Genomic DNA, 14,596 nt, shown 5'->3' on the forward strand with positions numbered 1-14,596 from the left:
ATTTTTTCGTTAATCGATTTGCTTATCAAGCTTATTCTTCAAAAACATGCCTGTGTATGAATTAGGATTTTTCGCTAGATCTTCAGGAGTTCCGCAAGCGATAATTTCTCCGCCTCTTTCTCCTCCTTCAGGTCCGAGGTCGATTATGTGATCCGCTGATTTAACAACATCGAGATTATGTTCTATAACAATTACCGTGTTGCCCATGTCAACCAGACTGTTTATTACATCGAGCAGTTTTTGAATGTCGACAAAATGCAGCCCTGTTGTCGGCTCATCAAGAAGATAGATTGTCTTCCCTGTTGACCTCTTGCCGAGTTCCCTTGAAAGCTTCACCCTCTGCGCTTCTCCTCCTGAAAGTGTCGTCGCAGACTGGCCAAGCTGAATATACCCAAGTCCTACATCGTCGAGCACTTCGAGCTTCTGTCTTATCAAAGGAATGGAATTGAAAAAATCCAGCGCCTCTGAAACAGTCATCTCAAGGACTTCGGCTATGTTCTTGTTTTTATACCTGATATCAAGCGTCTCTTTATTATATCTTTTACTTTTACATGCATTGCACGGGATATAGACATCAGGGAGAAAATGCATTTCTACTTTCACTATTCCGCAGCCGTGACAGGATTCGCACCTTCCGCCTTGAACATTAAAACTGAATCTTGAAGCAGTATATCCCCGGACTCTCGATTCCTGAAGCTGTGCAAAAAGTTCTCTTATATAAGTAAAAAGACCTGTGTATGTAACAGGATTGGATCTTGGAGTGCGCCCCAGCGCAGTCTGGTCAACACAGATGATGCGGTCTATTTTATCAATGCCTTTAATATCCTTATGTCTGCCCGGCACAAGCCTGTCATTATAAAGTTTATTTGCAAGAGCCTTGTAGAGTATCTCGAATATCAAAGTGCTTTTCCCTGAACCTGAAACTCCTGTTACACAGGTAAACACGCCAAGAGGAATATTCACATTAATATTTTTGAGATTGAATTCCGATGCGCCGATTATTTTTATAAAATCCTTGGGCTGTCTTCTTTTTTTAGGGAGAGATATTCTTAATTCACCTTTAATATATCTTCCTGTCAATGACTTTTTGTTTTTCTTTATCTCTTCCGGTGTTCCTTCGGCAGTGACCCAGCCTCCTCTTAATCCCGCGCCGGGTCCCATATCCACCACATTGTCAGCCCATGTTATCGTCTCTTCGTCGTGCTCGACAATTATTACAGTGTTCCCTGAATCTCTTATCGCAGAAAGACTGTCAAGAAGCTTTCTGCAGTCTCTTGGATGAAGTCCGATGCTTGGTTCGTCAAGAACATAAAGAACACCGCTTAATGAAGATCCCATCTGCGTTGCAAGCCTTATCCTCTGCGCCTCTCCTCCCGAAAGAGTAAGCGAAAGTCTGTCAAGCGTAAGATATCCAAGACCGACTTTTTGAAGGAACGACAGTCTGTCCTTTATCTCTTTTATAACGCGCGATGCTATTTCAGCTTCCCTCTCTGTTAAATTCAAATTATTTATGAAGGCTCCTGCTTTCTCAACAGACATCTTCGCAAATTCAGAAATATTCAAGCCGTTTATTTTTATATGCATCGCCTCTTTTCTAAGCCTCAGCCCGTTACAGAGACTGCATTGTTTCCCTTCAAAAAATTCTTCGGCTTCGTCTCCAATCCCTTCATATCCCAATCCCTTGCATTTCGTGCATGCGCCGTATCTGCTGTTAAAAGAAAAAAATCTGGGATTGATCTCTGGATAGCTTATCCCGCATTTCGAACATACCATTGTCTTGCTGAATGGGATGTCCTTATTTTCATCCAGAAGATTTATTACAACTGTATCGGAATACCTCAGAGCAGAATCTATCGCATTTTTTATCTGTTTTTGAATGCCGGGTTTTATTATGAGCCTGTCAATTACGATTTCTATTGTATGTCTTTGCTGTTTTTTCAGTTTTATGTCATCTGTAAGATCGACCATCGCATTATCTATGCGTGCCCTTACAAAACCTTCATTAAGCATTTGATTAAGTTCTTTTTTGTATTCTCCCTTCCTGTCCCTGACAATCGGTGAAAGAATCTGCATGCGTGTTCCTTGCGAAAATGACATAACAGAGTCGATTATATTCTGAGCTTCCTGGGAGGCTATTGGAGAACCGCATTGATAACAAAATGGTTTTCCAATGCGTGTATAAAGCACACGCATATAATCATATATTTCCGTTATTGTTCCAAGTGTTGATCTCGGACTTTTCGTAACTGTCTTCTGCTCTATTGCAATAGATGGAGAAAGCCCTTCTATAGAATCAACATCAGGTTTTTGGAGCTGCTCGAGAAACTGCCGCGCATAGACTGACAGGCTTTCTACATAACGCCTTTGGCCTTCTGCATAGATCGTGTCGATTGCAAGAGAGGATTTCCCTGAGCCTGAAGGCCCTGTTATCACTGTTATCTTGTCCCTTGGAATTGATAAAGTGATATTCTTTAGATTGTGTTCCCTTGCGCCTTTGATGACAATATTATTCTGCATTCCGCACCTGCCACCCCTTCTGCCTGAATAATAAAGAGAATGGTCTGTCTCAATGCAAGACCATTAGAGAATGAACAGCAAAAGAGTAATGTGTACTATAACTGAAAAGTGTTCAGCCTTTCAAACTGCAGAGCTATTCTTCCTTTGCCTTCATATCAATAAGGAATGCAAGAGAGATGAGAAACGCGCTGTAGGATAAAACAATCAGGACTGTAATAAAGTCGCTGTCAAAATACAGATTCGGCTTGCCTAAAAACGGGCCAAGCACATCTTTTATAAATGGCTGGAGAAAGATGAATGCAAATCCTCCAACAAGCGCTCCTGCAAAACCTATGACCGCATCAACAGCTCCCTCGCCTATTGCAGCAACCATGGTTGAAGGACAATATCCTAGGATTGCCATGCCAATGCCGAAAATTATTGAGCCAAATACAATGCCTGTTGCATCGAGAGGTTTTATATTCAATAAAGCCATGCCGGATTTTACATTTATAAAAAAAATAAGGCTGCCAACACCAACAGCAACAAGCACCAGTTTTGGCAGAGTGAAATCCTTAAGCAATGCAAAACCAACAATTTTGTTATATGTATTAATTCTTGATCTCTGCAGAATTACGCCGAATAAAAAACCGAGAATTATCGTTAAAAAAATGTTGTTCATATTACTTCCTCCCGTAAAACAGCTTTGCTGTTACAAAAAGGGTTACTAAGGCAATTGTTCCAAAAACCATCCCGCTTACAGCAAGTTGTATGCCTCCTGAAAGGATATGTCCGCTTGTGCATCCGCCTGCAAGTCTTGCTCCAAAAAGGATCATGAACCCGCCTGCAAAAGCCCAGAACATTCTTCTTTTTTTCGAACTGCCCTTTGTTTCACGCCATCTCTCTGGAATCAACTGAATCTTGAAATCACGATTTATTACAGAACTGGCAAAAGCTCCTGCCAATGTGCCTATAATAAAATATATTTCCCATGTGCCTGACTTCGCAATTCTCTGGACATAAGGCTCGGCGCCAAAACCTGTTAGTAAAGCTGAGAGATATGCAAATCCTGCAGATGCTCCAATAAAATATTTCGTTGCAACAGGCACAACAGAGGCGAGTATACCAAGGATCACTCCCGCGCTGAACCAGTCAAAGCTTTTCTTGCCATACATGCGAACACCCCCTTTTAAAAATCCCTGTTATTATATGTCTTTGACAAAAGCTTAACACATTCTTTTTGTCTGTCAAGGTTTTACTTTTAATGGAATTGATTTTAGTTAAACATCTCTTTTAGCGTAAGCAGTACTGAATCAGCTAATGAAGGCAGGTCATAGCCGCCTTCAAGAGCAAAAATTACAGGCAAGGGTTTGTGAAATATTCCATGAGATGCTGAAGATATTATATCCCTGACAATCAGCCTTATGCCTTCACTCGATACATTAATCGTGGAAAGAGTGTCTCTTGTATGTATATCATATCCTGCGGATACAAGGATTAGATCCGGATGAAATCTTTTTACAAGATACGGAAGCAGGTCGTTATATATATGCATATAATCTTTAATCCCCGAACCGCCAAGAAGCGGAATGTTATAAGTAAATCCCTCTCCTTTGAGTTTTCCTTTTTCAGATTCGCTTCCTGTCCCAGGATAATGATTCGCCTGGTGAGTGCTGAAATAAAAAACAGTATCATCCTCTTCAAACATATTTTGCGTGCCATTGCCGTGATGAACATCAAAATCAATTATAAAAATTTTTTTGTAACCTACTTTTTGGGCATATCTCGCGCCAACTGCAATATTATTAAAAATACAAAATCCCATTGCTTTGTCTGCCTCTGCATGATGTCCCGGCGGTCTTACTGCGCAGAATGCCCTTTCAATTTCTTTATTCTTGCATCTGTTAATCGCCTCTATAACAGCTCCTGCTGCATAAAGCGCAGCCTCAAAAGTATGCTTTGATACATACGTATCAGAATCAACATATCCGGGTTTCATATTTTTTATTTTTTCAATGTACTCGCGGGTATGCACAGCCTCCATGTCTTTGAGCTTTGCCTTAATAGGTTTAATATGAACAAGTTTATCCCAGATATCAGTGTTTTTAAGATATTCGATTATCGCAACAAGTCTTTCCTTTGTGTCCGGATGCCATTCAGGAGTTTCATGTTTGAGAAAAATCTCATCGTATACGAATCCAACTTTTTTCATACATTACATATTAACAGAATTTAAAAGCACTTTTCTCATACATGTCTATTTTGATATTATATAAGCCTGAACAGCAGAACTAACCTTTCATTGGATAAGGAGGATACATGTCTGATCTAAAGAAGATGTACCGCACTATTATGGATGACAATTTTCCTGAAGAGATGGTTATAAAATTCGGCAAGCAGACAATGATCTACAAAAAACGTTCATGGAAAATACCTGATGAAAAAACAGGAGAACTTATAGAAAAAGGTCTTCGATACGGTGAAAATCCAGATCAGGAAGCAGCTCTTTACGAACTCATAAACGGGAATCTTATACTTGGAGGATGCGAGTACATCCAGCCCGGCAATGGACTTGTAAGCAGCATAACCGAAGAAGACATGATACAGGCAGGTAAACATCCGGGCAAGACAAATTTTACAGACCTCGACAATGCACTAAACATACTTAAATTTTTAACACACAAACCAGCAGCCGTAATCTTAAAACATAATAACCCGTGCGGCGCAGCATACGGGAAAGATGTGACTGATGCTTATGAAAAGGCAAACATGGCAGACAGGATCGCTGCTTTCGGAGGTTGTCTTGTGGTCAACAGAGCAATGGATAAAAAAACTGCAGAGGCTGTTAATAATAATTATCTCGAAGTTGTTGCTGCCCCTGATTTTGAAGACGGCACGATCGAGATACTGGCAAAAAGAAAAAAACTCAGGATAATCAGAGTAAATAAAATAAACGAGTTGGAAAAATACAGAAGCTTCCGCTTTGTTGATTTTAAGTCTTTGATTGACGGAGGAATAATAGTGCAGCAGTCGGCAATGAACAGGATATGGACAAAAAATGATTTCCTTCCTGCAAAAACTGCGTATAAAGTCAAAGAATATTCCATTGAAAGACAGCCAACAGAAAAAGAATATGAGGATATGCTCTTCGGATGGAATGTTGAGCAGGGCATAACATCAAATTCCGTAATTTATGTTAAAGACGGCGTAACAGCAGGCATCGGCACCGGAGAACAGGACAGGGTCGGAGTCGCTGAGATAGCGGTATTTAAGGCATATACAAAATATGCGGATGCATTATGTTTCAAAAAACACGGTATCCCTTACAAAACATTCGAACTCGAAGCAGAACAAGGCAAGCGAGACAGAAAACTGCTCGATGAGATAGACGCACAGACAAAAAAAGATAAAGGCGGACTTATCGGATCGATAATGGTATCCGATGCATTCTTCCCATTCAGGGACGGTGTTGACGTAGGAATTAAGCAGGGAGTTACTGCAATTGTCCAGCCCGGAGGTTCAGAACGAGACTTTGAGATTATCGAGGCATGCAATGAGGTAGATCCAAAAGTAACAATGGTGTTTACAGGACAAAGGGCATTCAAACATTAAAAAAATTGAAAGTAGATTATTTTTTTAGCTTCTGCAGACCGCGATAAAACAAAAGCATGCCTGATGCCGCAAATACAATATCAGCATATGGGAAAAGCCTGTAAGAATATCTGAAACCAAGCGGAACATCATTAATCGGCATCGAATTCCCTATGGCATACCAATAGTATCCCGTGGCTATTGCTAATATTAAACCAGCTGCAAGTTCGATGCTTATTCGCATATTGCCTCCTGAAATTTAAAAGCCTCCTGCATTTTTCAGGAGGCTCAGATTGATATTTTAATTGTAGCTTATCCGTATCAGAAAAGTCCGCTTACCTTTCCTGTATTCACATCAACATCCACCCTTCTGTAAGCTGGATTAGAGCTTGTTCCGGGCATGAGGCTGATCGTACCTGCGCAGGGGCATAAGAATTTAGCTCCCGAATAAATCAACACGTCTCTGATTGGCAAAGTCCATCCTTTAGGAACTCCCTTGAGCGCCGGGTCATGGGTTAAACTTAAATGTGTCTTGACCATCATTGTTGCGAAGTCTGCGTATTTGGAATCATCTTCCAGCATCTTTGCCTTGGTTTCAGCTTCAGGCAGCCATGAGACACTGTCAGCGCCATATACTTCTTTGGCGATGAGCGCAACGCGGTCGCGCAGTTTCATCTCTATCGGATACAAATATTTAAAGTCATTCTTTTGATTGCACGCATCAATGACTGCGTCTGCAAGTTCGAGAGCTCCCTCGCCTCCTTTGAGCCAATGCTGTGATTCAGCGCAGCGCGCGCCTGCTGCTTCAGCGGCTTTTTTGACAACAGCCACTTCAGCATTCGTGTCAGTGTAAAAACGGTTGATGCACACAACAGGATTTATTCCTGATTTTCGGATAACGTTTATCATGTGAACCATGTTAGCGCAGCCTTTTTCTACAAGCTTAATATTTTCCTTTGTGTATTCTTCAGGCAGGGATTTACCAGCTACTACCTTTGGACCTCCTCCGTGCATCTTCAAAGCGCGGACAGTGGTGGTGAGCACTGACACATGTGGTTTCAATCCGCTGAAGCGGCATTTGACATTCCAGAATTTTTCGAAACCTATGTCAGCTGCAAAACCGGATTCTGTCACATGATAGTCGAATAATTTCAGTCCAACACGATCTGCAATAATTGATGACTGGCCTACTGCAATATTTGCAAAAGGTCCAGCATGAACAAAACATGGATTGTATTCTGCAGTGCACATGAGGGTCGGATTAATTGTGTTTCGCATGAAAGCAGTCATTGCATTGCCGACTTCCAAATCTCCTGTTGTGACTGGGTTGCCGCTTTTATCGAATGCAACTGTGATATTGTTCAGCCGCTTTTTTAGGTCTGCAAGGTCATTTGCTACTGAAAGGATTGCCATGCATTCTGAGCCTACTGCAATGCCGAATTTCGACTGCATCATAAATCCGTCCTGTTTGCCGCCTATGCCGATGATTATATTTCTGAGACTCTGGGCGCAGAAATCCATGACCCATCCCATCTCAACGCGTGTGGGGTCGATGTCGAGGCGCTTCATTCTTGTGAGACGCTCGAGCTGTTCGTCATTGTAGTTGCGCTCGTGCTGCATGCGCGCTGTCATAGCAACCATTGCAAGATTGTGGGCGTTCATTATGTCATTGATGTCGCCGGTAAGTCCCAGAGAAAACTCTGTCATTGGAATCAACAAAGAGTTGCCACCGCCTGCAGCAGTGCCTTTAACATTCATTGTGGGTCCGCCGGACGGCTGGCGCAGAGCTCCTCCAACATTTACTCCGCGCTTGCCAAGACCTTCCATCAAACCACACGAGGTAGTGCTTTTCCCTTCACCCAGAGGCGTAGGCGTAATAGCCGTAACCTCTATATATTTCCCGTCAGGTTTGTTCTTGAGACGATTTATTATCTTAAGGAAGTCAATTTTTGAGAGGCGCCCCATGGGAAGCATCTCATCTTTTTGCAACCCAAGTTTCTCGCGCCACTCTTCGGGGGTAGGCATATTCCTTTCAGCTTCTTCGGAAATCTGCCAATCGGCCAGCTTCGTTGCATCATACGGCATTTTTAAACCCTCCTGTAACCTTTTTTCTGCATCAGGATTTGGTTTGAAAATTAGCACACTGAAACAGACAAGTCAATTCAGAAATGGCAATGAGCTGATAAGTTTTGATTATGTGATTTAATTAAGACAAAAGCTCTGTATTAACCTTAACCCCTATCATATTTTTCAGCCCTTCTATATATGATTTGATCGCCTTTTCTCTCTTTAGCTGTCTTGCCGTGATTATCTCCTGAACTCCGCCTTTTATCTGTTTAAGCTCGCTGTCAGTCAGGTCTACAGACTCTGCTATCAGGCTCTTCATCTTCACAACAATAAATTCTGCCTTTCTCGAGCTTTCATATATTTCTGTGCTCATCCTGTTGCTCTTCAGCACTCTGAAATAAATATCTTTATTAAAAACACCGTCTCTCTGAAATGCAGGCTCACTCCTGATTATCTGTCCAAGTTCCTCATCGCTTACTTTTATCCCAAGATCTTTGGCTGCAATAAGCAGAATTTTTTCATCTATCATCATATCAAGGACTCTTTCTTTGAGCCCCAGTTTTTTCTCCATCTCGTCATTGAATTTTTCCTTCAGCTGATCCCTGTGATTCTCTCTTACTCTTTCATATGTCTTTGAATATTCTTCCATGGTTATCCTGTCTTTCCCTATCATGGCCAGCGGAATTGATGTGGATTTATCTATCGGCCCTACATAGAAAAAAATAAAAGAAATAATGATCAAAAAGAAAAACACATAAAAGAACTTTGCATGTTTGCGCATAAACTGAAGCATTTAATACCTCCTGTTAAAATAATCATTTAATATTTTTTTATGGTCAAAAACCAATGGTAAGGGAAGCTTCCCTTTTTTGAATATCCCTGCATCTTCAGCATCATCATCAGCCTTCAGTCTGCCCTCTCCTTTGGCAATAAACACAGTAGTTATTGTATGATGCCTCGGGTCTCTGTCAGGAGCTGAATATGTATGAAACTGTCTTAACAGCCTTACCCTTAAACCTGTTTCTTCTTTTGCTTCCCTTGCTGCTGCTTTTTCGAGGCTCTCGCCGTAATCAACAAAACCTCCTGGAATTGCCCAGCCTATTGGAGGATTCTTCCTTTTGATAAGAACAATCCCGCCCTTATATTCTATGATGATGTCTGCTGTCGGGAATGGATTTCTATATTTTTTCAGGGATGTCTTCCTTTCTCAGTCTGTTAAGACAATGTTTCATAAATTGCATCTACCATAAAAGATTTACAGCTAATAATGCAAGCCTGAGAATTATCAGGTTAAAAGATGATTTGACTGCTTTTTTAGATGGTTAAATATATCTTCGGCATTATAAATTCCCGTTATATCAATCCATGTTATTCCCTCTTCTTTTTTAAACCACGTGAACTGCCTTTTTGCGTAACGCTTAGTGCCTTTTTTTATAATATTGACTGTCTCATCAAGAGATATCTCATTATTCAAATACATTGCAGTCTCTTTATATCCTATTGCCTGCATGGGAGTTCTGTCAGGTTTCATGTTTAAGATGTTTTTTACTTCTTCGATTAATCCATCTGCTATCATCTTATCAACGCGCTCTTCAATAATTTCATAAAGCTCTTTTCTTTCTCTTGTTAATCCAATTTTTATGAATTCATACGGCAAGGGTTCTGTTAATTTCTGCTGAAGCTCTGATATCCCCTGTTTTGTTTTAAGACACACTTCAATCGCCCTGATAACGCGCCTTGTGTCAGCAGGCATTATTTTCGATGCAGCATTTGGATCAAGCTGTGTGAGGTATTTGAATAATGCGCCTTCCTGTTCCTGCTCGAGCGCAAGGAGTTCTTCTCTTAATTTCCAGTCAGCAGACGGACCGCTGAATATCCCCCTTGTCATTGCCTTTATATAAAGCCCTGTGCCGCCGACCATCAAGGGTATTTTTTCATTTTCATGCAGCGACTCTATTATTGGAACAACATCTTCTATGTATCTTCCGACACTGTAAGGTTCTGAAGGCTGGATAATATCAATCATGTGGTGTTTCACGATCTTTCTCTGTTCAGCAGACGGCTTTGCAGTGCCAATGTCCATGCCTTTATAAATCTGCATTGAATCAGCGCTGATTATATTTGTGCCAAGCTTCTGCGCAAGGAGTATCGACGCCTCTGTTTTCCCGACGCCGGTAGGCCCGGCCAATATGATTACTTTATTCATAATAAATTTTCGTATTTGCTTTTTAAAGATTTGGGAGTATTGTTCTCGCTCATTCTCAGTCGCTTTGCTACCTGCGAGGCACCCCGAAAGTCTTCGGGATGAATCTGCTCAAACAACACTCCCAAATCTTTTTTTAATTTAAGTACCATAACAAATAGAAATTAGACATTTTTAAGATATAGAACAGTCAGATAAAAAATTTTTATACGACACATTATAAAAAGTCCATAGAGCTGAAAACAATATAACCAAGATCGTCAAGTTAAAGAAATTTTGAACAATGTCTGTATTACTATTTATTTGTCTTATATCCTGCCTTTAATTGTCCGCATGCAGCAAGAATATCCTGCCCCTTGCTTTTTCTTATAAATGCATTGATATTCCCGTCCATTAGTATCTTCTGGAATGCAAAGATTTTTTCATCAGAAGGTTTTTTAAATTCTGTGCCGTGATATTTATTAAACGGGATTATATTCACCTTTGAAGGAATGCCCTTAAGAAGTCTAACAAGTTTTTTCGCATCCTCTGGCTTATCATTGATCCCGTCAACCATCACATATTCAAAAGTTATCTTGTCCCTCGCAGGCATATCCAGCTTTCTGCATTCATCAAGCAGCATCTTGATCGGATAAATCCTATTTATTGGCATAAGCTTGTTTCTGGTCTCATCATCAGCAGCATTCAGGGAAACAGCAAGATTCACTTTAGGCGCATGCTCGTAAAATTCAGCGATCTTTGCTGCAATGCCTGAAGTTGAAAGCGTTATTCTCTTTCTTGATATTCCCATAAATCGGATCAACCTGTGTAAGGCCTCTACAACCTCAGCCAGATTTGCAAGAGGTTCGCCCATTCCCATAAAAACAATATTCGTCAGGATGTTGTTTTTCTTTCTCTTCGCGATAACTCTGCTTACATATATAACCTGATCGACTATCTCATGAGCCATGAGATTCCGCTTAAACCCTATTTTGCCTGTGAGACAGAACCTGCATCCCATTGCACAGCCGGCCTGAGACGAGATGCAGAGAGTTAAACGTTCTTCATCAGGGATAAGAATGCTCTCTATGGATTCATCATCTTCAAGCTTGAAGAGAAATTTTTCAGTGTTGTCTTTTGAGGTTTGTTTTTCTAGAAGATTTAAATTACTGATATATGCGATGCTTGAAAGTTTTTTTCTAAGTTCCTTCGAGAACTCTGTTATCTGGTCCATGGACTCAGCTTTTTTCTCGTAAATCCAGTGAAGTATCTGTCCACCCCTGTAATCAGGCAGTCCCTGAGATTTTATAAATTCTTTTATCTCTTCTTCATTTAATGATTTGAGATTTATCTTTGCCATGTTTAGATTATAACCCATGTTTGTCCTAGTATTGCTTTTTGAGCAGATTTTGCCTTATTCTTAATAGAAATAAACAAATGCTTGTCAGAAGTCTTGATGATTTTTGATAAATGCAGCAAGGAGGTTTCGTGGTAACAATATCAGATGCAGCAGCAGCAAAAGTCAAAGAAATACTTAATGTAGAGGGGAAACCCGCATGGGGTCTTCGCATACACATGGTTGAAGGCGGATGCTGCGGCCCGTCTTTCGGCATGAATCTTGAGGAGAAATCCGCTGAAGGTGATGAGATAATAGAAAAAAACGGTCTCAATATCTTCATAGACAGAAAAACATTCCAACAGATGGACGGAATGAATGTTGACTACATTAAAAATAACGAACAGGAAGGATTTGCAGTAACAGGTGGAAAACAGTCTGCATGCGGCAGCGGATGCAGCACTGAAGGCTCTTCATGCGGAAGCGGCGGCGGATGCGGATGCAGCTAATCCTGTTTGGGATATTGGAAAATGTTCCCAATTCATAGACCGCGAAGATTAAGAAAAAACGAGACTATCAGGAGAATGGTCAGGGAGACCTCGCTTTCTCCTGATAATTTCATCTATCCGCTCTTTGTAACAGCAGGCAAAAACACACGCAAAGAAATATCCTCGATGCCCGGCTGTTTTCAAGAATCAGTGGATAAAATAGCTGAGCACGCAAAAGAGATTCATTCCTTGAACATCCCGTCAATAATTTTATTCGGCATACCAGAGAAAAAAGACGAGACAGGCTCATCAGGTCATGATCCTCACGGAGTTGTGCAAAATGCAATAAAAATCATAAAAGACAAACTCCCCGAGCTTTATGTGATAACAGATGTATGCATGTGCGAATACACAAGCCACGGGCACTGCGGCGTTATAGAAAAAGGCAGTGTAAAAAACGACGCTACTTTAGAGCTTCTTGCAAAACAAGCTTTATCGCATGCAAAAGCAGGCGCTGACATTGTTGCGCCTTCTGATATGATGGACGGAAGGGTTAAGGCAATAAGGCATGCACTTGACGAGAATGGTTTTTCAGAAACTCCTATAATGAGCTATGCAGCAAAATATGCATCTGCATTTTACGGCCCTTTCAGAGAAGCGGCAGAATCAACACCGCAGTTCGGAGACAGACGCTCATACCAAATGGATCCTGCTAACAGAAGAGAGGCATTAAAAGAAGTTGCGCTTGACATAGAAGAAGGCGCTGACATAGTAATGGTCAAACCCGCTCTTTCATATCTCGACGTAATCTCTGATGTTAGAAATACGTTTAACTTGCCTGTTGCCGCCTATAATGTGAGCGGAGAATATTCACTGGTCAAGGCAGCGGGAAAACTCGGCTGGATAGATGAGACGCGCGTTATGATGGAAATGCTTATTTCAATAAAGCGCGCGGGAGCTGACATGATCCTCACCTATTTTGCAAAAGACGCAGCAAAGATTTTAAATAAATAACCCCAAACGCTTTCCCTTTATACTTTGCACTTTCCCCTTTGAATCCTGTTGAATTTTGTCATTGATATGCGTAAGATTTAGGAATTGGGAGAACAAGTACAAAATTTATTTGTCAATTAAAGCAAAATTCAAAATTTATTTCTTTATCTTCATTCAAAAAATTACAAAAGGAATAAAAATTATGCATGAGAAAGAAATATTCACAGAAATAGTATTAAATAATTCGAAAAGGGAAAAATTTCTTTCGCAATGCGCATGTAAAAATAACAGAGGGATCAGAAAACATCCTAAAAGAGAAAAAATACCTGACAGAGGAAATATTAGGCCACGTTTTTTCCACGATACGGATAAGATTATTCATTCCAAAGCATATTCAAGATATATCGATAAAACCCAAGTATTTTCACTTTTTGAAAATGACCATATTACACACAGAGTTTTACATGTACAGTTTGTATCAAAAATAGCAAGAGTTATTGGAAGATGTTTAAAATTAAACGAAGATTTAATTGAAGCAATCGCCCTCGGTCATGATTTAGGACATGTTCCTTATGGCCATGATGGAGAGAAAATGCTAAACGAACTTTGTCAAAAAAATAACATCGGGTATTTTTGCCATAATGCACAAAGTGTCAGATTCTTAATGGAGATAGAAAGAGGTGGGGATGGATTAAATTTATCTTTGCAGGTACTAGATGGCATTCTCTCACACAATGGAGAAATATTAGACAGGGAGTATAAACCAGAATATGATAAATCTTGGGATAAGTTTGAAGAAGAATATAGAAATTGTTTTAAGTTAGAAGACTATTCTAAAAGAATTGTACCAATGACTCTTGAAGGATGTGTTGTACGAATTTCAGACATAATTGCCTATATTGGTAGAGACATTGAAGATGCTATATCTGTTAAATTAATCAAAAGGGGGGACATCCCATCTAAAATAACAGGAATTTTAGGGAACACCAATGATGAGATTATCAACAAGCTAGTATTAGATTTAGTGAAGAACAGTTATAACAAAGAATATCTTATATTCAGTCAAAATGTGTTTAGAGCCTTAGAAAATTTGAAAAAATTCAACAGTGATCATATTTACTCTAACCCACTTATAAAAACAGAAGCTAAAAAAATACAAAGAGTGTTTAAGCGTTTATTCTATACATACAAAGAAAGTTTAAGTAATAATTCTCAGAGTGCTATTCAAGAGCATTTCTTAAATGAAATGAACGAAAATTATCTTAAAATAACAAGCAATGAAAGAAAAATCATTGATTTTATAGCTGGGATGACAGATGATTTCTTTAATAACCAGCACAAAGAGCTATTTGTTCCACAGAGCTATGGGTATTTTGTTAGAAAATGAATAAATTAGGAAGTCGAAAGTTATATTTATCTCCAATGCTGTTGGTTTGTCTTTAA

General features: G+C 40.0%; 14 protein-coding genes. 4 read left to right on the plus strand and 10 right to left on the minus strand.

Features of this window, described 5'->3' with window-relative positions; all coding sequences use genetic code 11:
• Positions 1 to 9 precede the first annotated feature (9 nt).
• The 4 genes from uvrA to LLF28_00990 all read right to left on the minus strand — a co-directional run bounded on the left by uvrA (position 10) and on the right by LLF28_00990 (position 4,708).
• Positions 10 to 2,517: an excinuclease ABC subunit UvrA gene (gene uvrA, locus LLF28_00975; GenBank protein ID MCE5194024.1), complete on the minus strand. Its 2,508-nt coding sequence runs from the start codon at positions 2,515 to 2,517 to the stop codon at positions 10 to 12.
• 133 nt (positions 2,518 to 2,650) lie between these two features.
• Complete coding sequence (locus tag LLF28_00980; GenBank protein MCE5194025.1) at positions 2,651 to 3,178, minus strand: YeeE/YedE family protein; 528 nt, start codon at positions 3,176 to 3,178, stop codon at positions 2,651 to 2,653.
• Between the two features lies 1 nt (position 3,179).
• Positions 3,180 to 3,671, minus strand: coding sequence for a YeeE/YedE family protein (locus tag LLF28_00985; GenBank protein MCE5194026.1), 492 nt, complete (start codon positions 3,669 to 3,671; stop codon positions 3,180 to 3,182).
• Positions 3,672 to 3,772: 101 nt separating this feature from the next.
• Positions 3,773 to 4,708 carry a histone deacetylase gene (locus tag LLF28_00990; protein MCE5194027.1) on the minus strand — a complete coding sequence of 312 codons (936 nt, stop codon included), beginning with the start codon at positions 4,706 to 4,708 and terminating at the stop codon, positions 3,773 to 3,775.
• 107 nt (positions 4,709 to 4,815) lie between these two features.
• Between LLF28_00990 and LLF28_00995 the strand changes: the two genes are divergently transcribed.
• The gene (locus LLF28_00995; protein ID MCE5194028.1) at positions 4,816 to 6,108 is read left to right on the plus strand and encodes a hypothetical protein; all 1,293 of its coding nucleotides are present in this window, start codon (positions 4,816 to 4,818) and stop codon (positions 6,106 to 6,108) included.
• A 16-nt stretch (positions 6,109 to 6,124) separates the two neighbouring features.
• Here the strand turns inward: LLF28_00995 and LLF28_01000 are convergent, their stop codons facing one another.
• The 6 genes from LLF28_01000 to rlmN all read right to left on the minus strand — a co-directional run bounded on the left by LLF28_01000 (position 6,125) and on the right by rlmN (position 11,696).
• The gene (locus LLF28_01000) at positions 6,125 to 6,331 is read right to left on the minus strand and encodes a hypothetical protein (GenBank protein ID MCE5194029.1); all 207 of its coding nucleotides are present in this window, start codon (positions 6,329 to 6,331) and stop codon (positions 6,125 to 6,127) included.
• 77 nt (positions 6,332 to 6,408) lie between these two features.
• Positions 6,409 to 8,172: a formate--tetrahydrofolate ligase gene (locus LLF28_01005; GenBank protein ID MCE5194030.1), complete on the minus strand. Its 1,764-nt coding sequence runs from the start codon at positions 8,170 to 8,172 to the stop codon at positions 6,409 to 6,411.
• Positions 8,173 to 8,293: 121 nt separating this feature from the next.
• Positions 8,294 to 8,947 carry a SurA N-terminal domain-containing protein gene (locus LLF28_01010; protein MCE5194031.1) on the minus strand — a complete coding sequence of 218 codons (654 nt, stop codon included), beginning with the start codon at positions 8,945 to 8,947 and terminating at the stop codon, positions 8,294 to 8,296.
• Complete coding sequence (locus LLF28_01015; protein ID MCE5194032.1) at positions 8,948 to 9,310, minus strand: NUDIX hydrolase; 363 nt, start codon at positions 9,308 to 9,310, stop codon at positions 8,948 to 8,950.
• A gap of 129 nt (positions 9,311 to 9,439) precedes the next feature.
• Entirely contained in the window at positions 9,440 to 10,360 is a 921-nt protein-coding gene (gene miaA, locus LLF28_01020) for a tRNA (adenosine(37)-N6)-dimethylallyltransferase MiaA (protein ID MCE5194033.1), read from the minus strand.
• Between the two features lie 292 nt (positions 10,361 to 10,652).
• Positions 10,653 to 11,696: a 23S rRNA (adenine(2503)-C(2))-methyltransferase RlmN gene (gene rlmN, locus LLF28_01025; protein ID MCE5194034.1), complete on the minus strand. Its 1,044-nt coding sequence runs from the start codon at positions 11,694 to 11,696 to the stop codon at positions 10,653 to 10,655.
• A 128-nt stretch (positions 11,697 to 11,824) separates the two neighbouring features.
• Between rlmN and LLF28_01030 the strand changes: the two genes are divergently transcribed.
• The 3 genes from LLF28_01030 to LLF28_01040 all read left to right on the plus strand — a co-directional run bounded on the left by LLF28_01030 (position 11,825) and on the right by LLF28_01040 (position 14,540).
• Positions 11,825 to 12,181 carry an iron-sulfur cluster assembly accessory protein gene (locus tag LLF28_01030; GenBank protein ID MCE5194035.1) on the plus strand — a complete coding sequence of 119 codons (357 nt, stop codon included), beginning with the start codon at positions 11,825 to 11,827 and terminating at the stop codon, positions 12,179 to 12,181.
• Positions 12,182 to 12,202: 21 nt separating this feature from the next.
• Positions 12,203 to 13,174: a porphobilinogen synthase gene (gene hemB / locus LLF28_01035; GenBank protein ID MCE5194036.1), complete on the plus strand. Its 972-nt coding sequence runs from the start codon at positions 12,203 to 12,205 to the stop codon at positions 13,172 to 13,174.
• Between the two features lie 181 nt (positions 13,175 to 13,355).
• A complete protein-coding gene (locus LLF28_01040) occupies positions 13,356 to 14,540 on the plus strand; it encodes an HD domain-containing protein (protein ID MCE5194037.1) in 1,185 nt (394 codons plus the stop codon).
• Positions 14,541 to 14,596: the final 56 nt, after the last annotated feature.

It is taken from the genome of Nitrospiraceae bacterium, from assembly GCA_021373015.1.
In the GTDB taxonomy this organism is placed as follows: Bacteria; Nitrospirota; Thermodesulfovibrionia; order Thermodesulfovibrionales; family UBA1546; genus JAJFTJ01.

Bases quoted from the DNA above. Each gene is read 5' to 3' on its own strand.
- hemB (MCE5194036.1), top strand. From the start codon at position 12,203: ATGTTCCCAATTCATAGACCGCGAAGATTAAGAAAAAACGAGACTATC.
- LLF28_01040 (MCE5194037.1), top strand. From the start codon at position 13,356: ATGCATGAGAAAGAAATATTCACAGAAATAGTATTAAATAATTCGAAA.
- LLF28_00990 (MCE5194027.1), bottom strand. From the start codon at position 4,708: ATGAAAAAAGTTGGATTCGTATACGATGAGATTTTTCTCAAACATGAA.
- uvrA (MCE5194024.1), bottom strand. From the start codon at position 2,517: ATGCAGAATAATATTGTCATCAAAGGCGCAAGGGAACACAATCTAAAG.
- LLF28_00985 (MCE5194026.1), bottom strand. From the start codon at position 3,671: ATGTATGGCAAGAAAAGCTTTGACTGGTTCAGCGCGGGAGTGATCCTT.
- LLF28_01005 (MCE5194030.1), bottom strand. From the start codon at position 8,172: ATGCCGTATGATGCAACGAAGCTGGCCGATTGGCAGATTTCCGAAGAA.
- LLF28_00980 (MCE5194025.1), bottom strand. From the start codon at position 3,178: ATGAACAACATTTTTTTAACGATAATTCTCGGTTTTTTATTCGGCGTA.
- LLF28_00995 (MCE5194028.1), top strand. From the start codon at position 4,816: ATGTCTGATCTAAAGAAGATGTACCGCACTATTATGGATGACAATTTT.
- rlmN (MCE5194034.1), bottom strand. From the start codon at position 11,696: ATGGCAAAGATAAATCTCAAATCATTAAATGAAGAAGAGATAAAAGAA.
- miaA (MCE5194033.1), bottom strand. From the start codon at position 10,360: ATGAATAAAGTAATCATATTGGCCGGGCCTACCGGCGTCGGGAAAACA.
- LLF28_01000 (MCE5194029.1), bottom strand. From the start codon at position 6,331: ATGCGAATAAGCATCGAACTTGCAGCTGGTTTAATATTAGCAATAGCC.
- LLF28_01010 (MCE5194031.1), bottom strand. From the start codon at position 8,947: ATGCTTCAGTTTATGCGCAAACATGCAAAGTTCTTTTATGTGTTTTTC.